General features: G+C 72.9%; 16 protein-coding genes. 8 read left to right on the top strand and 8 right to left on the bottom strand.

Translation table 11 applies throughout. The features are described 5' to 3' along the window. Nucleotides 1–33 precede the first annotated feature (33 nt). The 5 genes from ACZ7BZ_RS20565 (at nucleotide 34) to ACZ7BZ_RS20545 (ending at nucleotide 4,376) form a co-directional block, all read left to right on the top strand. Nucleotides 34–534, top strand: coding sequence for a MarR family winged helix-turn-helix transcriptional regulator (locus tag ACZ7BZ_RS20565; protein WP_380451315.1), 501 nt, complete (start codon nucleotides 34–36; stop codon nucleotides 532–534). Nucleotides 535–641: 107 nt separating this feature from the next. Then, the gene (gene nth / locus ACZ7BZ_RS20560) at nucleotides 642–1,580 is read left to right on the top strand and encodes an endonuclease III (protein ID WP_470359497.1); all 939 of its coding nucleotides are present in this window, start codon (nucleotides 642–644) and stop codon (nucleotides 1,578–1,580) included. After that, entirely contained in the window at nucleotides 1,577–2,311 is a 735-nt protein-coding gene (locus ACZ7BZ_RS20555) for an NUDIX hydrolase (RefSeq protein ID WP_470359496.1), read from the top strand. Before nth ends, ACZ7BZ_RS20555 begins: the two co-directional genes overlap by 4 nt. Before the next feature lie 46 nt (nucleotides 2,312–2,357). Then, the gene (locus tag ACZ7BZ_RS20550; RefSeq protein ID WP_380451321.1) at nucleotides 2,358–3,542 is read left to right on the top strand and encodes a MarP family serine protease; all 1,185 of its coding nucleotides are present in this window, start codon (nucleotides 2,358–2,360) and stop codon (nucleotides 3,540–3,542) included. Nucleotides 3,543–3,677: 135 nt separating this feature from the next. Beyond that, nucleotides 3,678–4,376, top strand: a complete 699-nt coding sequence (locus tag ACZ7BZ_RS20545) for a metal-dependent hydrolase (RefSeq protein ID WP_470359495.1) — start codon at nucleotides 3,678–3,680, stop codon at nucleotides 4,374–4,376. 37 nt (nucleotides 4,377–4,413) lie between these two features. Here ACZ7BZ_RS20545 and ACZ7BZ_RS20540 read toward each other — a convergent pair whose 3' ends face one another. The 4 genes from ACZ7BZ_RS20540 to nhaA form a co-directional block, all read right to left on the bottom strand. Beyond that, a complete protein-coding gene (locus ACZ7BZ_RS20540) occupies nucleotides 4,414–4,623 on the bottom strand; it encodes a hypothetical protein (protein ID WP_380451325.1) in 210 nt (69 codons plus the stop codon). A gap of 154 nt (nucleotides 4,624–4,777) precedes the next feature. Further along, nucleotides 4,778–5,821, bottom strand: a complete 1,044-nt coding sequence (locus tag ACZ7BZ_RS20535) for an alpha/beta fold hydrolase (RefSeq protein ID WP_470359494.1) — start codon at nucleotides 5,819–5,821, stop codon at nucleotides 4,778–4,780. Nucleotides 5,822–5,905: 84 nt separating this feature from the next. Beyond that, nucleotides 5,906–6,382 carry a phage holin family protein gene (locus ACZ7BZ_RS20530; RefSeq protein ID WP_465739650.1) on the bottom strand — a complete coding sequence of 159 codons (477 nt, stop codon included), beginning with the start codon at nucleotides 6,380–6,382 and terminating at the stop codon, nucleotides 5,906–5,908. A gap of 279 nt (nucleotides 6,383–6,661) precedes the next feature. Then, nucleotides 6,662–8,056: a Na+/H+ antiporter NhaA gene (gene nhaA, locus ACZ7BZ_RS20525; RefSeq protein WP_470359493.1), complete on the bottom strand. Its 1,395-nt coding sequence runs from the start codon at nucleotides 8,054–8,056 to the stop codon at nucleotides 6,662–6,664. Nucleotides 8,057–8,408: 352 nt separating this feature from the next. Between nhaA and ACZ7BZ_RS20520 the strand changes: the two genes are divergently transcribed. After that, the gene (locus ACZ7BZ_RS20520) at nucleotides 8,409–9,836 is read left to right on the top strand and encodes a serine hydrolase domain-containing protein (RefSeq protein WP_470359492.1); all 1,428 of its coding nucleotides are present in this window, start codon (nucleotides 8,409–8,411) and stop codon (nucleotides 9,834–9,836) included. Between the two features lie 185 nt (nucleotides 9,837–10,021). Here ACZ7BZ_RS20520 and acs read toward each other — a convergent pair whose 3' ends face one another. The 3 genes from acs to ACZ7BZ_RS20505 all read right to left on the bottom strand — a co-directional run bounded on the left by acs (nucleotide 10,022) and on the right by ACZ7BZ_RS20505 (nucleotide 16,079). Next, on the bottom strand, nucleotides 10,022–11,977 hold the full coding sequence (gene acs, locus ACZ7BZ_RS20515) for an acetate--CoA ligase (RefSeq protein WP_470359491.1): 1,956 nt from the start codon (nucleotides 11,975–11,977) through the stop codon (nucleotides 10,022–10,024). Nucleotides 11,978–12,220: 243 nt separating this feature from the next. Further along, nucleotides 12,221–14,590: a SulP family inorganic anion transporter gene (locus ACZ7BZ_RS20510; RefSeq protein WP_470359490.1), complete on the bottom strand. Its 2,370-nt coding sequence runs from the start codon at nucleotides 14,588–14,590 to the stop codon at nucleotides 12,221–12,223. 469 nt (nucleotides 14,591–15,059) lie between these two features. Continuing rightward, nucleotides 15,060–16,079, bottom strand: a complete 1,020-nt coding sequence (locus ACZ7BZ_RS20505; protein WP_470359489.1) for an ATP-binding protein — start codon at nucleotides 16,077–16,079, stop codon at nucleotides 15,060–15,062. Between the two features lie 217 nt (nucleotides 16,080–16,296). Between ACZ7BZ_RS20505 and ACZ7BZ_RS20500 the strand changes: the two genes are divergently transcribed. After that, nucleotides 16,297–17,187 carry a Fic family protein gene (locus tag ACZ7BZ_RS20500; RefSeq protein WP_380451339.1) on the top strand — a complete coding sequence of 297 codons (891 nt, stop codon included), beginning with the start codon at nucleotides 16,297–16,299 and terminating at the stop codon, nucleotides 17,185–17,187. 386 nt (nucleotides 17,188–17,573) lie between these two features. Here ACZ7BZ_RS20500 and ACZ7BZ_RS20495 read toward each other — a convergent pair whose 3' ends face one another. Continuing rightward, nucleotides 17,574–18,371 carry an HAD family hydrolase gene (locus ACZ7BZ_RS20495; RefSeq protein ID WP_470359516.1) on the bottom strand — a complete coding sequence of 266 codons (798 nt, stop codon included), beginning with the start codon at nucleotides 18,369–18,371 and terminating at the stop codon, nucleotides 17,574–17,576. 841 nt (nucleotides 18,372–19,212) lie between these two features. On the opposite strand from ACZ7BZ_RS20495, the gene ssd reads away from it, so the two are divergent. Then, the gene (gene ssd / locus ACZ7BZ_RS20490) at nucleotides 19,213–20,337 is read left to right on the top strand and encodes a septum site-determining protein Ssd (protein ID WP_470359488.1); all 1,125 of its coding nucleotides are present in this window, start codon (nucleotides 19,213–19,215) and stop codon (nucleotides 20,335–20,337) included. Nucleotides 20,338–20,362: the final 25 nt, after the last annotated feature.

The raw sequence follows: 20,362 nt of genomic DNA, 5'->3' as shown, positions 1-20,362 counted from the left end.
CGGACGGTCGGTCGCGGAACGGGAGCAGCACACGTGGAGGACGTCGTCGCAGGTGTGCTGCGCCAGTGGGAGCGTGCCTACCCGGGCCTGGACACCGGCCCGATCGCCGTCCTCGGCCGGATCAACCGCTGCGCCGCACTGCTCCAGCAGACCCCTGACCCGCTCACCCGGACCGGCCTCACCCGCGCCGAGTTCGACATCCTCGGCGCCCTGCGCCGGGTCGACCGCGAGCTGACGCCCACCCAGCTGGCCCGCGAGAGCTTCGCCTCCGGCGCCGCCGTCACCAAGCGTCTGCGCCTGCTGGAGGAGCGCGGCCTGGTCAGCCGCCGCCCCGACGAGCGCGACCGCCGGGTCGCCCACCTCTCCCTCACCGACGCGGGCCGCGAGCTGGTCGACGGCCTGGTCCAGGAACTCGTCGCCCACGACCGCGCTCTCCTCGCCGGCCTCACTCCCGACGAGCAGGCCCGCCTCGCCGACGCCCTGGCCGGCCTCCTCAACACCCTCGAGGGCACCATCGGCCGCCCCCCGCGGTGACCACCCCCCACCCGGACCGCCCCCTTCGCACAACAGCCGCCCCGGCAGGGCGTTTTTCCCTCCTTGATCGGCCCCAAGCGGTCCGCCGCTCGGCGTAGCCTTCGTCCATGGCAGAGAGCAAGGTCCGGAAGGCGACGGCGCCGAAGCAGCCCGCGGAGAAGCCGGTCGGGAAGACGACGGCGGCGACGCAGCCGGTGGCGAACAAGCCGGTGGCGAACAAGCCGGCCGTGAAGCCGAGGAAGCCGGAGTCGCACCTGGCGATGGTGCGGCGGGCCCGGCGGATCAACCGTGAGCTGGCAGAGCTGTACCCGTACGCGCACCCGGAGCTGGACTTCGAGAACCCGTTCCAGCTTCTGGTGGCCACCGTGCTGTCGGCGCAGACCACCGACCTGCGGGTGAACCAGACCACCCCGGCGCTGTTCGCCAAGTACCCGACGCCGGAGGACATGGCGGCGGCGAACCCGGAGGAGCTGGAGCAGATCATCCGTCCGACCGGCTTCTTCCGGAACAAGGCGAAGTCGCTGATCGGCCTGTCGACCGCCCTGCGCGACGACTTCGGGGGTGAGGTCCCGGGCCGGCTGGCCGACCTGGTGACGCTGCCCGGGGTCGGCCGCAAGACCGCCAACGTCGTGCTCGGCAACGCCTTCGGCGTCCCCGGGATCACCGTGGACACCCACTTCGGGCGGCTGGCCCGGCGGTTCGGCTGGACGACCGAGGAGGACCCGGTGAAGGTCGAGCTGGCCGTCGCCGAGATCTTCCCGAAGTCGGAGTGGACGATGCTCTCGCACCGCGTGGTCTTCCACGGCCGCCGGATCTGCCACTCCCAGAAGCCCGCCTGCGGGGCCTGCCCGATCGCGCCGCTCTGCCCCTCGTACGGGGAGGGCGAGCTGGACCAGGAGAAGGCCCGCAAGCTGCTCAAGTATGAGATGGGCGGCCAGCCCGGCCAGCGGCTGAAGCCGCCGTCGGACTTCCCCGGCGAGGCGGCGGCCCGCGCCGACGCCGAGGCCCACCACGGGCGGGTCGCGGACCTGGGGGTGGAGGCGTGAGCACGACTGCCATCGAGCGGAACGGCCTGCCGGACTGGCTGGAGCCGGTCCGGGACGCGGCCGAGCGGGTGCTGCCGGAGCAGCTGAGCCGTTTCCTGCCGCCGCGCGAGGGCGGCCGGGCGGCGGCCGTGCTGATGCTGTTCGGCGAGGGCCCGGACGGACCGGACCTGCTGCTGATCGAGCGGGCCCGGTCGCTGCGCTCGCACGCCGGCCAGCCGTCCTTCCCGGGCGGCGCGCTGGATCCGGAGGACGGTGACCCGGACGGTCCCGGCCCGGTCGCGGCGGCGCTGCGCGAGGCCTGGGAGGAGACCGGTCTGGACCCGGCCGGGGTGCAGGTCTTCGCCGAACTGCCCCGGCTGTACATCCCGGTGAGCAGCTTCGTGGTGACCCCGGTGCTGGGCTGGTGGCGCGAGGAGTCGCCGGTGCGGCCGGTGGACCAGGGCGAGACCGGCGCGGTGTTCCGGGTGACGATCGCCGACCTGGCGGACCCGGCGAACCGGGTCCGGCTGCGGCACCCGTCCGGGCACGTCGGGCCGGCCTTCGCGGTCGCCGGGCGACTGGTATGGGGGTTCACCGCCGGGGTGATCGACCGGGTGCTGCACCACAGCGGGCTGGAGCTCCCCTGGGACCCGTCCCGGGTCGTCGACCTCTCGGATGACGCGCTGGCACTCGTCCAGGGCGACCTCGAGCACTCCCGGGCCCTGCCGGGCGGCGACGCCGCCGGCTCGTGACGGGCCGTCGGCGCGGCACGGTCGCGAAGCGTGGGAGGGTGTCGGAGTGAACGTCCTGGATGTGCTGCTGGTCCTCGCCGCCGTCGGATTCGCCGTTTCGGGCTACCGGCAGGGCTTCGTGGTGGGCGTCCTCTCGCTCGTCGGCTTCCTCGGCGGCGGCCTGCTGGCCGTCCAGCTGCTGCCGCTGCTGCTCGACCACCTCAGCCCCGGCACCACGGCCTCGGTGGTGGCCGTCGTGGTGGTGATCGTCTTCGCCGCGATCGGACAGGCGGTCACCGCGCACTACGGCTGGAAGCTGCGCGGGCACATCGACCGCCGCCCGGCCCGGGTGCTGGACGCGTCCGGCGGCGCGGTGGTCAACGTGATCTCGATGCTGCTGGTGGCCTGGCTGATCGGCTCCGCGCTGGCCGGGACATCACTGCCGACGGTCTCCAAGCAGGTCCGGTCCTCGGCGATCCTCGGCGGTGTCCAGAACGCGCTGCCCGGCGACGCGCCGAACTGGTTCTCCGACTTCTCCAAGGTGCTGGCCCGCAACGGCTTCCCGCAGGTCTTCAACCCCTTCGAGCACGAGCCGATCACCCAGGTCGACACCCCCGACCCGGCGCTGGCCAACAGCGCGGCGGTGGCCAAGGCGAGGCAGAGCCTGGTCAAGGTGGTCGGCGCCGCGACCTCCTGCGGCAAGACCCTGGAGGGCAGCGGCTTCGTCTTCGCCCCGCACCGGGTGATGACCAACGCCCACGTGGTCGGCGGCGTCGACGAGCCGACCGTGCAGATCGGCGGCGTCGGCCAGCTGTACGACGCCACGGTGGTCCGCTACGACTGGCAGCGCGACATCGCCGTCCTGGACGTGCCCAAGCTGAACGCGCCCGCGCTGACCTTCGCCGGCGAGGCGAAGACCAACGACAGCGCGATCGTCGCCGGATTCCCCGAGAACGGCGCCTTCAACGTCCAGCCCGCCCGCATCCGCGGCCGGATCCAGGCCAACGGCCCGGACATCTACCACCGCGGCCAGGTGGTGCGCGACGTCTACGCGGTGCGCTCGCTGGTCCGCCAGGGCAACAGCGGCGGCCCACTGCTCACCCCGGACGGCCAGGTGTACGGCGTGGTCTTCGCCAAGTCCCTGGACAGCGCCGACACCGGGTACGTGCTGACCTCGGCCGAGGTGCGCGACGACGTGACGGCGGGCAGCGCCGCGACCGCCAAGGTGGACACCCAGGGCTGCGCGCTCTGACGCCGCGCCGGGCCCGCCGGTGCGTGATCCGTCGTACCGTCAGCCCGCCCTGGTAGCCTCGGCCGCGCTCACCCGTTCGGCTCAACCGGGGTGCCGTCCTGGAGTGAGCCGTACGGAGGTCGTGGCAGTCCGATGATGGGTCATTCGCACGCGGTGAGCGGGGCGATGCTGTACGCGGCCTCCGCCCCGTTCCTGCCCCCGCTGCTGCTGCACACCACGCTGCAGCCGGCCGACATACTGATGGGCACGGTGCTGTGCGCGGGCGCCGCGCTGCTGCCGGACCTCGACCACCACGACGGTTCGATCGCCAACTTCCTCGGCCCGATCTCCAAGGCGCTCTGCCGCTTCGTGGCCTGGGCCTCCGGCGGGCACCGGCACGCCACCCACTCGCTGCTGTTCGTCGCGCTGATGGGCGGCGGCACCTGGGCCGGCGTCACCTTCCTGGGCCGCTACTTCACCCTCACGGTGACGTTCTTCCTGCTGGCACTGGCGGTCCGGGCACTGCGGCTCTGCCCGCCGAGCAACGGCCCGGAGGCATGGATCACCGTCATCGGCCTGGCCGCGCTCGGCACCTTCGGGATGAACACCTGGATGCCCAACTCGCCCGGCTGGCTGCCGTACGCGGTCGGGCTGGGCACGCTGGCACACCTGCTGGGCGACTGCCTGACCAAGAAGGGCGCGCCACTGCTGTGGCCGCACAAGGAGCGCTACGAGATCGTGCTGATCAAGCGCAGCGGCAACAACGTCGAGACCAAGGTGCTGGTGCCGATCATGTCGGTGGCGACCTTCGTCCTGCTCTGGTTCACCGCGCTGTCACCGCAGATCGTGAACTGACCGGCCGTCGAACGGCCGACCGACGCGGCGCGAGGCCTCAGGTCTCGCGCCGCAGTCGTGCGCCGACCCACCGGGCCCGCCGGCCGAGGATGCGCGGGATGCCCATCTGCCGCTGCGCTCCGCGCTGGCGGCGGTCGAGGCCGTCGAAGCCGAGGTCCTCCGACCAGTCCGGGCGGTGTGCGGAGCGCTGGGGGCTGTTGTGGCGTCGGCCGCGCGGGGCGTCGCCGCGATCGGGCATCCAGGTCATACCGGAATGGATGCCCCTGGGCCGGTGGGAGTAACCGTCCGGGTTTGTCGAAATTCGCCCATGCGCATGTCATATGAGCGCAACGTCAAGGGAGTTGGGACTTCCGCACGCCCCCTGGCGACCCCCCCGGCGACCCCGGCGCTCCTCCGGACAGTCACTCCTTGTGGCGACCGACCCAGTCCAGCAGCTCGGCGGTGAACTCCTCCGGCGCCTCCTCGTGCGGGAAGTGCCCCACCCCCGGCAGCAGCCGCCAGCGGTACGGCGCCGCCACGTACTCGCCGCCGCCCAGCGCGGTGTGCGACAGCAGCACCGGGTCCGCGGCGCCCTGGACGTGCAGGGTCGGCGCGGTGATCGGCTTCTTCATCCGCCGGGCGAACTGGATGCCGTCCGGGCGCGCCATCGAGCGCAGCAGCCAGCGGTACGGCTCGATCGAGCAGTGCGCGGTGCTGGGGATCTGGATCGCCTGCCGGTACGCGTGCACGGCGGCCGCGTCCAGCTTGTTCGGGCCGGTCCACTCGTCCAGGTAACGGCCCACCAGCGCGGCGTCGTCCGCGACCAGCCGGCGTTCCGGTATCCACGGCCGCTGGAAGCCCAGCACGTGGTCGAAGGCGGCCATCTGCTTGCGGTCCGTCAGCAGCGCCCGGCGGAGGTCCCGGGGGTGTGCCGCGGAGACCACGGTGAGGCTCCGGATCACCGACGGGCGCATCACCGCCGCCACCCAGGCCAGGGTGCCGCCGGAGGCGTGCCCGACCAGGTGCGCCCGGGGCTCGCCGAGCGAGCGGATCACGCCGGTGATGTCCAGGGCCAGGTTGCCCGGGTCGTAGCCGCGCGGGGTGCGGTCGCTGCCGCCGATGCCGCGCAGGTCGAGCGCCACCGCGCGGTAGCCGGCCGCGGCCAGCGCGGTCAGTTGGTGGCGCCAGGCCCACCAGTACTCGGGCCAGCCGTGCACCAGCAGCACCAGCGGGCCGGAACCCACCTCGGTGATGTGGAAGCGGGCGCCGTTGGCCGCCAGGTCGCGGTGCGTCCAGGGGCCGGACCGCCGGATGCTCCAGGCTTCGCCGACGGCGCCGTCGGCACCCTCGTCGGACCGTCCGGGGGCGGGGGCGCCCCCGGCGGGCCCCGGGTCGGCGTCCGGGCCGGAGTCGGGGCCGGAAACGGCGGACGGCTGCGCGGTGGCGGGCTTGTGGTCGAGCGGCATACCGAGAGCGTGTCACATCCGTGCGAAGGACACGTGCCCGGCACTCGCCGTCGGCGGGTCCGGGCACGTCAGTCGCGGGGCGGGTTACGGGATGCGGCCCAGGCCCCGGTCGATCTCCTCCTGGGTGGCCGGACGCGGCCGGGCGTTCTTCAGCACCTCGGCGGTCCTGTGGACGCCCTCGATGGTGCGTTCGGGCTTCTGGATCTTCTTGAAGAACCGCCTCGCCACCACGAACAGCACCGCGGCGAGCACCCAGTAGGCGCCCGCGACGATGAGGAAGGACCAACCGAGCGACAGGCCCAGCGCGTGGATTCCGAAGGCGAACGCGGCGCTCAGCATCGGGACGGAGAACAGGATCACCACGAGGGCGACGCCGACCGAGACGCCGCCGGAGACACCGCGCTTGACGTCCGCCTTGATCTCGGACTTGGCGAGGGCGATCTCGTCGTGCACGAGTGCGCTCAGATCGGCGGTGGCCGCCGCGAACAGCTGCCCCACCGAACGCTCGCCCTCGTAGGGCGCCCGGCCGTTGCTGGACGGGTCTGCGGCTCCTGCGGGCATCAGCGGTTCTCCTCTGCGGCTGCTGCGGCGTGACGCCGGCGCGGGGTGCGGTTTCCGGGGCCGGTGGGGGGTCCGGAGGCGTCAGCGGTTTGTCGACAGCTCAGAATCATGCCCCTACCGGTCAGTCGGACACCACTCCGGGGCCCCGCCGGAGGGACGTGTCCTGGCTTCGGAAGGCCCCTGGGAGGCCGCTGGAGGGCCACCGGAAGGCTGCTGGGAAGACCGCCAGCGGTCGCTCGGGGACCTCCGGACGGCCGTCGGCGGCATTCCCACGGGGGCTCAGCGGCCGGCCGCCGGTCCCTCGCCGGGCAACTGCCGGGCGGCCTCGGCGGCCGCCGCCGCGTCGGTGCTCCGGGCCCGCCAGGCCGGGTCGTCCTGCTGGTAGACGTCCGGGATGCCGTCGCCGTCCTCGTCCCGGTCCTCCTCCTCGCACAGTGCGCGGTAGTGCCGGTTGCGCAGCTTGAGCAGCACGGTGGCGACCAGCGCGCAGAGCAGCGAGCCGACCAGGACGGCCGTCTTGGCGCGGGTGGCGAGCGCCAGGTCGTGCGGGAAGGCCAGTTCGCTGATCAGCAGCGAAACGGTGAAGCCGATTCCCGCGAGCACCGAGACGGCGAACAGGTCGGCCCACTTGAGCTGGGGGTTCAGCTCGGCCCGGGTGAACCGGGCGGCCAGCCAGGTGCCGCCGAATATGCCCACCGTCTTGCCGACCAGCAGCCCGATCACGATGCCGAGCGGGGTGGCCTGGGTGAACACCTCGCGCAGCTCCGGGCCGGAGATCGACACCCCGGCCGCGAACAGTGCGAACACCGGGACGGCCAGCCCGGCGGAGATCGGGCGGACCAGGTGCTCGATGTGCTCGCCGGGGGAGTGCTTCTCGTCGCCCTCCCGGTGGCAGCGCAGCATCAGGCCCATCGCGACGCCCGCCACCGTGGCGTGGATGCCGCTCTCGTGCATCAGTGCCCAGACCACGACGGCCAGCGGCACGAACAGGTACCAGCCCTTCACCCCGCGCCGGTGCAGGAACCAGAACAGCACCAGGCCGGCGAGGGCCAGTCCGAGCGCCCAGAACTTGATCCCGGAGCTGTAGAAGACCGCGATGATCAGGATCGCGATCAGGTCGTCGACGACGGCCAGGGTGAGCAGGAAGGCGCGCAGCGCCGAGGGCAGGTGACTGCCGACCACGGCCAGCACGCCGAGGGCGAAGGCGATGTCGGTGGCGGTCGGGATGGCCCAGCCGCCGGGGTGGCCGCCGCTGCCGGAGTTGGTCACGGCGAACAGAATCGCGGGCAGGGCGACGCCGCAGACCGCGGCGATCACCGGGAGGGCGGCCGCACTCGGAGTGCGCAGCTCGCCCGCGACGAACTCGCGCTTGAGCTCGATGCCGGCCACGAAGAAGAAGATCGTCAGCAGGCCGTCCTTGGCCCAGTCGGCCAGGGTGAGGTCGAGGTGCAGCGGGGCGGACGGGCCGATCTTGTAGTCGAGCAGGCTCTCGTACCCGTGCGGCCAGATGTTCGCCCAGATCAGCGCCACCACGGCGGCGGCCAGCAGCAGCACGCCGCCGACCGTCTCGGTGCGCAGGGCGTTGGTGATGTAGGTGCGCTCGGGGAGCGACAGCCGACCGAGGAGCTGCCGGCGGCGGGTCGTCGGCTCGTGGACGGGCGGCTGGTCGGTCACGGAGACCTCCTGGGGCTGGGAGCGGCAACGGTTGCACGGGTGGTGCAGTTGCCGACCAGACTTCCCGGCGCGCCCTGTGACGCCCGCGAGTCCTGCTCAAGGATCTTGATGCGTCCTTAACAGTCTAGCGGGACGTTCGGGTGACCACCGGATCGTCCTTACAAATGACTTAAGCCCTGTGGGGCGGTTCTGCACTCCCGAGGAGCAATGGACCGGCACCCGAACGGCTCAGGCCGAGTGCAGCCGGGTGAACGGCTCCCTAGGGTCGGTGGCAGGCGCCCGCCCGGTTCGGGCCGGTGCGCATCCCCCTTCCCACCCCGCTGTTCCCGCTGTACCTGCTGGAGGCACGACCATGCCCGGTGGCGGCACCACCATGCCCCAACCGCCCCTCTTATCCGGTGAGCCCGCCGATCCGAACGGCCCCGAGCCGCGGTCGGTCGCGCTCCCGGGACTCCTCCCCGGACTTCTCCCGGAGGATCGTCCGGAGCCCCCGCCGGAGGGCTCCCCGGGCCTCCCCTCGGACGATTCCCCGGACCTCCCCGAGATCCCTGCCGACCTCGACCGGCTGCTCCGCCCGCTGTTCCGCACCGCCGGTCCGGACGGCGGCGTCGCCGTCGCGGTGATCCGCGGTGACGAACGGACGGTCGCCTGCCGCGGGCACTCCGACCGCTCCGGGCTCCACCCCGTCCGGGCCGACACCCGGTTCGAGCTCGGATCCGTGACCAAGACCTTCACCGCGCTGCTGCTCGCCGAGATGGCCGCCCGCGGCGAGGTCCGCTACGACGACCCGATCGACCGCTACCTGCCCGCGAACGCCGTCCCCGGCTACCCGCAGGAGCGGCCGATCACCCTGCTCCACCTGGCCACCCACACCTCGGGCCTGCCCCGGCTGCCGGTCGGCCTGCTGCCGGCCACGGCCCCTCGCTGGTTCACCCGCCCGTACGCCACGTTCGGGCCGGCGCACCTGCTCGGGGCGCTGCCCCGGACCCCGGTCCGGGGGACCCCGGGCACCCAGGTGCGCTACTCCAACCTCGGCTGCGGGCTGCTCGGACTGTTGCTGGCCAACGCGGCCGGGCAGCGCTACGACGACCTGCTGGCCGCCCGGGTCTGCGGGCCGCTCGGCCTGGTGGACACCTCCTGCGGCCCCGGCCGGGAGGACGTCGCCGGTTACCGGCGGGGGCGCCGGGTGCCCTCCTTCCGGCTGCCCGCCCTGCCGGGCGCCTCGGCCCTGCGCTCCACCGCCGACGACATGCTCCGCTATCTGCAGGCGCACCTGTCGCTGGACGCCGTGCCGCTGTCCGAACGGACCGACGCGGCGGCGCTGCGGACGGCGCTCGGCGAGGTCCGACGGCCGCGGGTGGGGCGGCGCCGGGGCGGCACCCGGCTCTGCCTTGGCTGGACCCAGCGCCTGTCGGCCGGTCAGTTCGGCGGTGACGCCGGCGATTGCGATGGCGGCGCTTGTGGCGGCGCCGGCTGCGACGGCGGCGGCAATGGCAACGGCGAGGGCATCGGCGACCTGGTCGGTCCGGTGGAGCGGCAGCTGGCGGACGGAGCCGAGGAACTGGTGTTCCACGCCGGGTCGACCCGGGGGTGCAGCGCCTTCGTCGGGTTCAGCCCCCGGGCCCAGGTCGGGCTGGCGGTGCTGACCGGGGCGCGCTCGGGCGCGCGGATCGCGCGCGGCCGGGGCTTCGTCCAGGGCGCGTACGAGACCCTGAGCGCCCTGACTGCGCAGCGCGGGCCGGGGACGGGCCCGGCGGCTGAGGAGGGCACGGGGGCGTGATCCCCGGATGGGCGTGATGACGGGGCCCCGGGCAGTGATCACCGCCCGGGGCCCCGCTCACTGCTCGGGCCCGCTCGACCTGCGGTGCCCCGTGCTGCGGGGCGCCGCCCGGCCTTCGGGCCGTCCGGCCGGTTGACCCTCCGACTATCGGTGGGTGCCGGACCGCCAGGCCGTCAGGACTGCACTCAGCTGTTGTTGCCGTGCGGCGGCAGCTGGGCCTGGATCTGGCTCATCACCGAGCTGTCGGCGAGGGTGGTGGTGTCACCGACCTCGCGGCCCTCGGCGATGTCGCGCAGCAGGCGGCGCATGATCTTGCCGGAGCGGGTCTTCGGCAGCTCGCCGACCACCTTGATCTGCTTCGGCTTGGCGATCGGGCCGAGCGTGCGGCCGACGTGCGCCCGCAGCTCCTCGACCAGCTCGGGGCTCTCGGTGGCGCCGCCGCGCAGGATCACGAAGGCGACGATGGCCTGGCCGGTGGTCGCGTCGGTGGCGCCGACGACGGCGGACTCGGCCACCGACGGGTGGCCGACCAGGGCCGACTCGACCTCGGTGGTGGAGATGTTGTGGCCCGATACCAGCATGACGTCGTCGACCCGGCCGAGCAGCCAGATGTCGCCGTCCTCGTCCTTCTTGGCGCCGTCACCGGCGAAGTAGCGGCCCTCGAAGCGCGACCAGTAGGTGTCGATGTAGCGCTGGTCGTCGCCCCAGATGGTGCGGAGCATGGACGGCCACGGCTCGGTGAGCACCAGGTAACCGCCGGAGCCGTTCGGCACCTCGTTGGCCTCGTCGTCCACCACGGTGGCCGCGATGCCCGGCAGGGCACGCTGGGCCGAGCCCGGCTTGGTCTCGGTGACTCCCGGCAGCGGGCTGATCATCATGGCGCCGGTCTCGGTCTGCCACCAGGTGTCCACGATCGGGCAGGTGCCGCCGCCGATGTGTTCGCGGTACCAGATCCACGCCTCGGGGTTGATCGGCTCGCCGACGCTGCCCAGCACCCGCAGCGAGGACAGGTCGAACTTCGCGGGGATGTCGTCGCCCCACTTCATGAAGGTGCGGATCGCGGTCGGCGCGGTGTAGAGGATCGTCACCCCGTACTTCTGGACGATCTCCCAGAACCGGCCCTGGTGCGGGGTGTCCGGGGTGCCCTCGTAGATGACCTGGGTGGCGCCGTTGGAGAGCGGGCCGTAGACGATGTACGAGTGGCCGGTGACCCAGCCGATGTCGGCGGTGCACCAGTAGACGTCGGTCTCCGGCTTGAGGTCGAAGACCGCGTGGTGCGTGTAGCTGGCCTGGGTGAGGTAGCCGCCCGAGGTGTGCAGGATGCCCTTGGGCTTACCGGTGGTGCCCGAGGTGTAGAGGATGAACAGCGGGTGCTCGGCGTCGTGCGCCTCGGGGGCGTGCTCGGTGGACTGACGCGCGGTGATCTCGTGCCACCAGACGTCGCGGCCCTCGGTCCAGGCGATCTCCTGCTCGGTGCGGCGGATCACCAGGACGTGCTCGACGCCGTCGACCTTGGTGAGTGCCTCGTCGATGGCCGGCTTGAGCGCGGAGGGCTTGCCGCGGCGGTAGCCGCCGTCGGCGGTGATGACGAGCTTGGCCTGGGCGTCCTGGATGCGGGAGGCGACGGCGTCGGCGGAGAAGCCGCCGAAGACCACCGAGTGGGTGGCGCCGATCCGGGCACAGGCGAGCATCGCGACGACCGCCTCGGCGATCATCGGCAGGTAGACCGCGACCCGGTCGCCCTTGCGGACACCGAGCTCCAGCAGGGCGTTGGCGGCCTGCGAGACCTCGTCCTTGAGCTGGGCGTAGGTGATCGAGCGGCTGTCGCCGGGCTCGCCCTCGAAGTGGATGGCGACCCGGTCGCCGAGCCCGTTCTCGACGTGGCGGTCGACGCAGTTGTAGGCCACGTTGAGCTTGCCGTCGGCGAACCACTTGGCGAACGGCGGGTTGGACCAGTCGAGGGTCTCGGTCGGCTCGACGGCCCAGCTGAGGCGGCGGGCCTGCTCGGCCCAGAAGCCCAGGCGGTCCTCGGAGGCCTGCGCGTACGCGGCCGCGGTGACGTTGGCGGCTGCGGCGAGCTCTGCCGGCGGGGCGAAACGCCGCTCCTCCTTGAGCAGGTTGGCCAGGCTCTCGTTGCTCAACGCGCACTCCTCATCGAGTTCATGATCCGGGGCGTTCCCGTGCGTGGGGATCGGCCCGCGTGTCCCAGCGCACAAGCTCACCAGGCGAACAGGCCACTTGACAAGAGGCTCCTTGGAATTGGTGTAGACCTTTAACCGATCATCGAACGGCTGACCGCGCAGCCCGCCGCACGGGGCGGCAGGCCGCGCGATGGCCGGTGGGCCCGTGCCCCGGCCCGCCCGGCGGAGACACGGACCCGGCTCTCAGGCGGCCAGCTGGGGGCCCTCCTCGCTGCCGTCGACCGGAAGCCGGCCGTCGTTTCTCACCCGTTCGGCCGAATCCCCTTCCACCCGGGCCTCGACCGGGCTGAACGTTCCGGCGGCTCGGTCGAGGACGTAGGCCTGGGCGGTGGCGAAGTCGAAGTACATCCCGATCAGTCGCAGGCTGCCCTCCTCGACCCGGCGCTCCACCGCCGGATTCGCCATCAGCTGGTCCAGCTGCTGCACCACATTGGTGAGGCAGAGCTGCTCCGCGAGGTCCGCCACCGGCCGGTCGGCGAACTCGGCCGGGGCCCGTCGGAGCCGGTCCAGCGAACCGCGGCCGTTGCGCAGCCAGCGGGTCAGCGGGGTGGGCGGTCCGGGGCGCTCGTGCACGCCGTCCAGCAGGGCCTTCATCGCACCGCAGCCGGAGTGGCCGCAGACCGTGATCGAGCGCACCTCCAGCGCCTCGACGGCGTACTGCACCGCGGCGGCCACCGAGTCGTCGGCCGCGCCGGGCTCGAACGGGGCCGGCACCAGGTTGCCCACGTTCCGGACGGTGAACAGGTCGCCCGGGCCGCTGTTGGTGATCATGCTGGTCACCATCCGGGAGTCCGCGCAGGCCAGGAAGAGTTGGGAGGGTGTCTGCCCCTCCCGGGCCAGCCGGGCGAGTTCGGGCCTGACCAGCGGGGCGGTGTGCTGCTGGAACACCCGGACGCCGTCGAGCAGCCGACCGTGCGGGTCCTCCTGCTGTTCGATGCAGTGGTGTCCGACCCATGGCGTCCAGGCCCGGCAGCGGTGCGGGCCCGGTGAACTGCCCGCGCGTACGGTGCCGTCGGGGTCGAGCACCCCGTCGTCCTGGCGCCGCGTCACCATCGTGACCCGCCCGCCCGCGGCCTGGTGCCCGGTGCGCCAGTCGTGCAGCGTCTCGTACGCGGCGTGGTCCAGGAAGGAGCCGTCGTGCACCACGGTGACCTCGGCGCCCACCGGGATCCCGGCCAGCGCCCGGCTCAGCCGGGGGACGGCGGTGAAGGTGAGCGGTCCGTGGGTCTGGACGGTGACCGAGCCGTCGGGGCCGGATCCGACGTCCACGTGGGCGCGGGTCAGCCGGTACAGCGCGAGCAGTACGGCGGTGGCCGCACCGAGGCCCACGCCCCAGAGGACGCCGAAGGCCACCACGGCGAGCAGGGTGATCAGGTAGACCGGGAACTCGCGGTGCCGGTGCACGTTGCGGATGTGCGCGAAGCTCACCATCTGCAGCCCGACCACCAGCACCAGGGCGGCCAGGGCGGCCAGCGGGATCCGGCGCAGCCCGCCGGTCAGCGCCAGCGCGGCGGCGAGCACCCAGACGCCGTGCAGCACCGAGGCCCACCTGGTCTGCCCGCCGGCCCGCACGTTGGCGGTGCTGCGGACGGCGCCGCCGGCGATCGGCAGTCCGCCGACCAGCCCGCTGACCAGGTTGGCCAGGCCCTGTCCGCGCAGCTCGCGATCGAGGTCGCCGGTGCGCTGGGACATCCGGTCCACGGCCACGGCCGACAGCAGTGACTCCACGCTCGCGACGGCGGTCACGGTGAGGACGGCGGCGAGCACCCCGGCGAGCGAACCGTGCGGCAGCACGGGTACGAGCGACTGCGGCTGCCAGGCGGGCAGTTCGATGTGGGCGACCCGCAGGTCCAGGGCGAGGGCGAGCGTGGTGGCGACGGCCACGGCGGCCAGCGGGCCGGGCACCTTGGCCAGGCGGGCGCCGAACTCCCCTGCGCGGCCGGGGAGTCGGCCGAGTCGCGGCCAGCCCAGCAGCACCGCCACCGTCACCGTGCCGGCCAGCAGCGCGGATGGGTGCGGGCCGGCCAACTGCTCCGGCAGTGCGAGGAGGTTGGCGAACGCCGAGCTCTGCGGGGAGCCGCCCAGGACGACGTGCAGTTGCGCGATGGCGATGGTGAGCCCCACCCCGGCGAGCATCCCGTGCACGATCGCGGGCGAGACGGCGAGCGCCGTCCGGGCCACCCGGCGTGCGCCGAGCAGGAGTTGGAGCATTCCGGCGGCGACGGTGACGGCACACGTGGCCCGCCAGCCGTACTGGGCGATCAGCCCGGCGGTGATGACGGTCAGCGCGGCGGAGGGGCCGCTGACCATCAATGGGGTGCCGCCGGATAGTCCGACCACGATGCCGCCCACGGCCGCCGCGGCCAGCCCCGCGGTGAGCGGGGCGCCGGTGGCGAGCGCGATGCCGAGGGAGAACGGCACGGCGATCAGGAAGACCACCAGGGAGGCGGACAGGTCGTGCGCCCACCGGGCCCGGGCGCCGGGGCCCGGGCCCGGTGGCGCGTGGTCGGTGGTGTCGGAGGCGATGGGTGCGCTGGAGATGTCGAGGGTCATGGTCTTCCCGTCTGTCCGGGGAACGAACGCAGTCAGGTCCGGCGGTGAGTCCGGGGTGGGGCTCGGGGGCGGATCGGCTGTCGTGGGTTGCGACGGTGTGGCGGGATGGCGTGCGCACGGCGGGGAATGCGGGTGTCACCGGCCGGCGTTGACCATCTGGGCCCACCAGGGGCCGGGGGCGAGGTGCGGGATGTCTCGCCGTGGCCGTCGGGACGGGCCATCAAGACTCGGTAAACCGAGAGTAATGAAAGCTTTGCACAGCGTCGTTCCCGGAGGGAAGTGGAATGTCGCTGGTTCACCCCATTGGGTGGTATTCGAACCGACGGGAATCTGCTGGTGGGCGGCTCTGGCCGGGTTGCGGAGCAGTTGTCGGGGCCGGGGGCCGGTACGGCGAACGGGCCGCGGCCTTCCCCGAGGTGAGGGGGGCCGCGACCCGTCCGGTCGATTGGCGGTGCCGTGCGCGATGGCGTCAGGCGGTGGCTCCCGCGGGGGTGGCCGGCGCGCCGTCGGCCGCGAACTCGCCGGGAAAGCCGCCCAGTACGAAGTCCTCGTCCACCTGGGTCGCGAGGTCGACGCCCGTCTTGGCGTTGGCCCAGCTCTCCGCGTTGCGCCGGTGGAACAGCACGGCCTGCTCGGTGTAACGGCGCGCGTCGCGCAGCCCGTACGCCGCCTCGGCCTCGGCCCGCAGTTCTTCCAGTACGGCCCGGTTGTCCGGCTCCAGGGACTTCAGCGGTGGCTCGGCGCCCTGTTCCAGGCGGCGCACCCAGTCCGACTGCCCGAAGGTCGTGAGCAGGTCCTCGCCGACCTCGCGGCGCAGGAAGGCCAGGTCGTCCGGGCCCTGCACCTTGTTGCCGATGACCCGCAGCTGCACGCCGAAGTCCCGGGCGTAGTCCTTGTACTGGCGGTAGACCGAGACGCCCTTGCGGGTCGGCTCGGCGACCAGGAAGGTCAGGTCGAAGCGGGTGAACAGGCCGGAGGCGAAGGAGTCCGAGCCGGCCGTCATGTCGGTGACCAGGTACTCGTCGGGGCCGTCCAGCAGGTGGTTGAGCAGCAGCTCCACCGCGCCGACCTTGGAGTGGTAGCAGGCCACCCCGAGGTCCGCCTCGGTGAACGCGCCGGTCGCCAGCAGCCGGACCGAGCCCTCGTCCAGGGCGATCGGGCGGGCGCACGCGGTGTAGACCGGGTTCTCCTCGACGATCCGCAGCAGGCGTGAACCACGGCCGGGCGGCGTGGTTTTGATCATCTCTTCGGCCGAACGGATCAGCGGGTTGCTGCCGCGCAGGTAGTCCTTGATCTCCGGCAGGTGCGCGCCGAGCGAGGGCAGGTCGGCGGCCTGGCTGTCCGTCAGCCCGAGTGCGGGGCCCAGGTGCTGGTTGATGTCGGCGTCGACGGCGATGACCGGGCGGCCGATGGCGGCCAGGTGGCGGATGAACAGTGCGGACAGCGTGGTCTTCCCGCTGCCGCCCTTGCCGACGAAGGCGATCTTCATCTGGGGCTCCGGCTCTCGCTCTGGGCCCTGGGGGCGGGCCGCGTGCTGAGGGGCGCGTGTGGGGGGCACCCCTAACTGGAAATCGTTATCGTCTCCGATAGTGGACATGCTAGCCGGGGGTTGGGGTCCGCCGGGGGAGGGAAGTGAGGATTGCCTCTAACGGGTGATGCGGGGTTGCTGTTCCTGGAGGGGCCGCCCGTTCATTACTCTCGGGTAGGTGAGCACTGGAACAGATCCCCTCGCCCCGTTGGCCCAGCTCCCCGGGGTGCCCGACGCCGTGGCCGAGGTGCGCAAGGCCGTCGACCGGCTCTACGGCCACCGGGTGATGCGCCGCCGGGCGGCCGAGGTCACCTCCGAGTCCGCGCTGCGCGGCGCCCGTGCGTCGGCAGCCGTGGCCGGGGCCGACTGGCCGCTGGAGGAGGTCCGCCGCCGCACCGACTTCAGCGCGGACGCCGAGGCCCGTACGGTCGGCGCCGCCCTGCGGATCGCCGCCGAGGCGGGTCAGCTGCTCAGCATCTGGCGGCACTCGCCGCTGCAGGTGCTGGCCCGGCTGCACCTGCTCGCGGTCGGCGACGCCGACCCGGCCGCTGGCCGGCCGCGCCGGGCGGGGGAGGCCGCCGAAGAGCTGTTCCCGCTGGAGCTCGAGCCGGTGGAGAGCGTCGACGTGGAAGCCGTGGACGGCCCGCTGCCCGTGCTGCCGCCCGCGCCCGGCGCGGAGGAGGTCGCGGCCCGGCTGGACCAGCTCTCCCGGCTGCTGGTGGCCCGTGTCGAGGGCCAGGGCGTGGGCACCCCGGCCCTGGTGGTCGCCTCGGTGGTGCACGGCGAACTGCTCGCCCTACGGCCGTTCGGCGCCCACAACGGGCTGATCGCGCGCGCCGCCCAGCGGATCGTGCTGATCGCGGAGGGCCTCGACCCGAAGTCGATCTGCCCCGCCGAGGTCGGTCTGGCCGAGCTCGGCACCGACACCTACCGGCGCGCCCTGGCGGGCTACCTGGCGGGCACGCCCGAGGGGATGGCGGCCTGGATCGCCCACTGCGGAAGGGCGCTGCGGCTCGGGGTGCGGGAGAGTACGGCGGTCTGCGAGGCGATGCAGCGCGGGATGGCCTGAGTCCTGGGCCGGTCCGAGGGCGTCATGGGCGCCGCGGACACGAAGATGCGGCGGCACCTGATCCTGCTGGGTGCCGCCGCTGGTGCAGATACCGGGTGACCAAGCATGCACCGGAAGTGCCGATCAGACGGGGATCCTGCCCGTTCGTCTGGTCCGGCGGCCCGACAGCGGGTCGGCTGCATGTGGGTGCTCGGATATCTGTACGTGCGGTCCGTGGGGCCTGAACTGCGTTGTCGGTTTGACCTCTTCGGTCCTGACCGGGTCTCGCGGGCCGTGCTTCCTTTGTATCGCGTTTCGGCCGAAAGGGGAACCCGAAACGGGAAGTCTGTGGCGACATGCCCGTTTCAGTGGTTCTCGTGCTAGATCGCGGCTTCCCGCTGGGTGCCTCAGGCCGTGGGGCGGCGGCGTCTCGCCAGGTACCAGATGACCCCGGCGGTCATGGCGGCCGTCCCGATCGCCACGGCGGTCAGCACCGAACCGCTCGGCGCGGAGAACTCGGGCAGCCGGCGGCGCAGTTGCACCGGCCGGTCGAAGACCAGCACCGGCCACTCCCGGGCCTGCGCCTCCTTGCGGAGCGCGCGGTCGGGGTTGACGGCCGAGGGGTGCCCGACCGCCTCCAGCAGCGGCAGGTCGGTCGAGGAGTCGCTGTAGGCGTAGGACTGGGCCAGGTCGTAGCCCTCCGTCCCGGCCAGCTCCCGGATGGCCGCCGCCTTGTTCTCGGCGTAGGCGTAGTACTCGATCTCGCCGGTGTAGCAGCCGTCCTCGACCTTGAGCCGGGTGGCGATCACGTGGTCCGCGCCGAGCAGTTCGCCGATTGGCTCGACCACCTCGGAGCCGGAGCTGCTGACGATCACCACGTCCCGTCCGGCCGCGTGGTGCTGCTCGATCAGGGAGGCGGCCTCGTCGTAGATGATCGGATCGATCAGGTTGTGCAGTGTCTCGGCGACGATCTCGCGGACCTGCTGGACGTTCCAGCCCCGGGTGAGCGCGGAGAGGTACTCGCGCATCTTCTCCATCTGGTCGTGGTCCGCACCGCCGACCAGGAAGACGAACTGGGCGTACGCACTGCGAAGCACGGCCCGACGGTTGATCAGACCGCCCTGGTAGAACGGGCGGCTGAAAGCCAGCGCACTCGACTTGGCGATGATGGTCTTGTCGAGGTCGAAGAAGGCGGCCGTCCGCAGTCCGTTCGGCCGGGGGCGGGCTGGTGCGCTCGGCTCCCCGGGTCCGGTGGGGCCGCCCTGGGACTCGTCGGCGTGGTCGTCGGCGTTCTCGGTGGTGTCCACGGGAACCGAGGATAGAGGGAGCCACAAAACACCCCGCCATTCGGTGTACTCACGGGCGTGCGGGTTTGTGTTTCTGGCCGCTCGGGTACACCATGGAAGTCACGGATCGTTCGCGACCGTGCTAACCCGGTCCGGCTCCTCCCCCCCGAGTCGGGCTGTGGATAGACGACCCCCGCTCTCCCCCCCGGCGGGGGTCGTCGCACGTCCGGGGCCGTTTTCAGGCCTTGAAGGCCCTTCGCGGCGGCTCTGCGGGGGCCTCTTCCGACGGTGTACGGGTGGTGTCGACGGCTCCGTCCGTCCACCACCTTTCGTCACTCTGCGTCGCCATTTGCTCATGTCATGTACGAGGCGGACGGCTGGTTCCGATCGGCTCCGCGGGGTGGTCCCGGTGACCGGCGGGGATGGCGGGGATGGCGGTGAAGGGGTGCCGGGAAGGCGGTCGAGCCTGGGGCCGGCGGGTGGCCGGTTCATCTCCGTGAGCCCCTTTCGTCAATTCTTCGCCGAATAGCCCCCCGCCCGGGTGAACGTTTTCATCCACAGCCCACGAGTTATCCACAGGCAATCGGAACTCGGATGACGGAATCCGGATCTCCCCCCACCGTGATGGTCGGCGGCGGTCGCCGGGCAGGGCCTCATCCCCCTTCCTCTCCCAGAGGTCTGCCTGGCGGCCGTCCGCCCGAACCGTCCGACGCGCGCCGCAGCCGCCCCTGGCGGCCGGCGGCGCAGAGGGGAGCACACCATGTCGACACCGATCGCCGACCAGGTCACCGCTGAGGGCCCTGCGGCCGCCGGGCCGCTCGTCGTCACCGGGGACGAGGCCCTGGCCGAACACCTGCTGCGGGTCTGCGCGGCGGCGGGCACCGAGCCGCGGCTGATCAGGGGCGCGCCGCCGCCGCGCGAGCTTTGGGAGGGCGCCCCGCTGGTCCTGGTCGGGGACGACCAGGCGGAACACTGCGCCGGGCTCGGCAGGCGCGGCGGGGTGCTGCTGCTCGGGCTGGACCTCGATGATCCCGGGGTCTGGGTCAGAGCCGTCCAACTCGGCGCGGAGCACGTGCTGTTCCTGCCCGACGCCGAGGCCTGGCTGCTGGACCGGATCGCGGACGCGGCCGAAGGCGTCGGCTCCCCGGCGGTCACCGTGGCCGTGCTCGGCGGCCGGGGCGGGGCCGGAGCCTCGACCCTGGCCTGCGCCCTCGCGGTCACCGCCGCGCGGACGGGGCGGCGGACCATGCTCCTCGACGGTGATCCGCTGGGCGGGGGCCTGGACGTCCTGCTCGGCGGCGAGACGGCCCGCGGGCTGCGCTGGCCCGACCTGGCCACTTCGCGCGGGCGGGTCAGCGGGGCCGAGCTGGTGCGGGCGCTGCCGGCCCTCAAACGGCTGTCCGCGCTGTCCTGCCTGTCCTGGGACCGCGGCGACACCTTGACGGTGCCGCCGGAGGCCATGCGCAGCGTGCTGGCCGCCTCCCGGCGGCGCGGCGGTCTGGTGGTGGTCGATGTGCCTCGCCACCTGGACGCCGCCGCCGGGCAGGCGCTGGAGCAGTCAGATCTGGCGCTGCTGGTGGTCCCGGCCGAACTGCGCGCGGTTGCGGCAGCCGATCGGGTCGCGTCGGCGGCGCGGATGCGGCTCGGGGACGTCCGGGCCGTGGTGCGGCCGGTGCGTCCCGGCGGGCTCCCGGCGCACCGGATCGCGCGCGGGCTGCGGCTGGAGCTCGCCGGGGAGCTGGAACCGGAACCGGGCCTGGCCGAGGACGTCGAGAAGGGTGTCCCGCCCGGCATGCGGGACGGCGGCCCGCTGGCGCGCTTCTGCGCGACCTTCCTGAACGAAGTACTGCCGCCGGTGCCGGCGGTCGGAGGAGGTGTGTACTGATGGTCCGCCTGCGCAGGACAGGTCT

Source organism: Kitasatospora sp. NPDC036934 (genome assembly GCF_055608425.1).
This window is presented reverse-complemented; position numbering and strand designations above follow the sequence as displayed.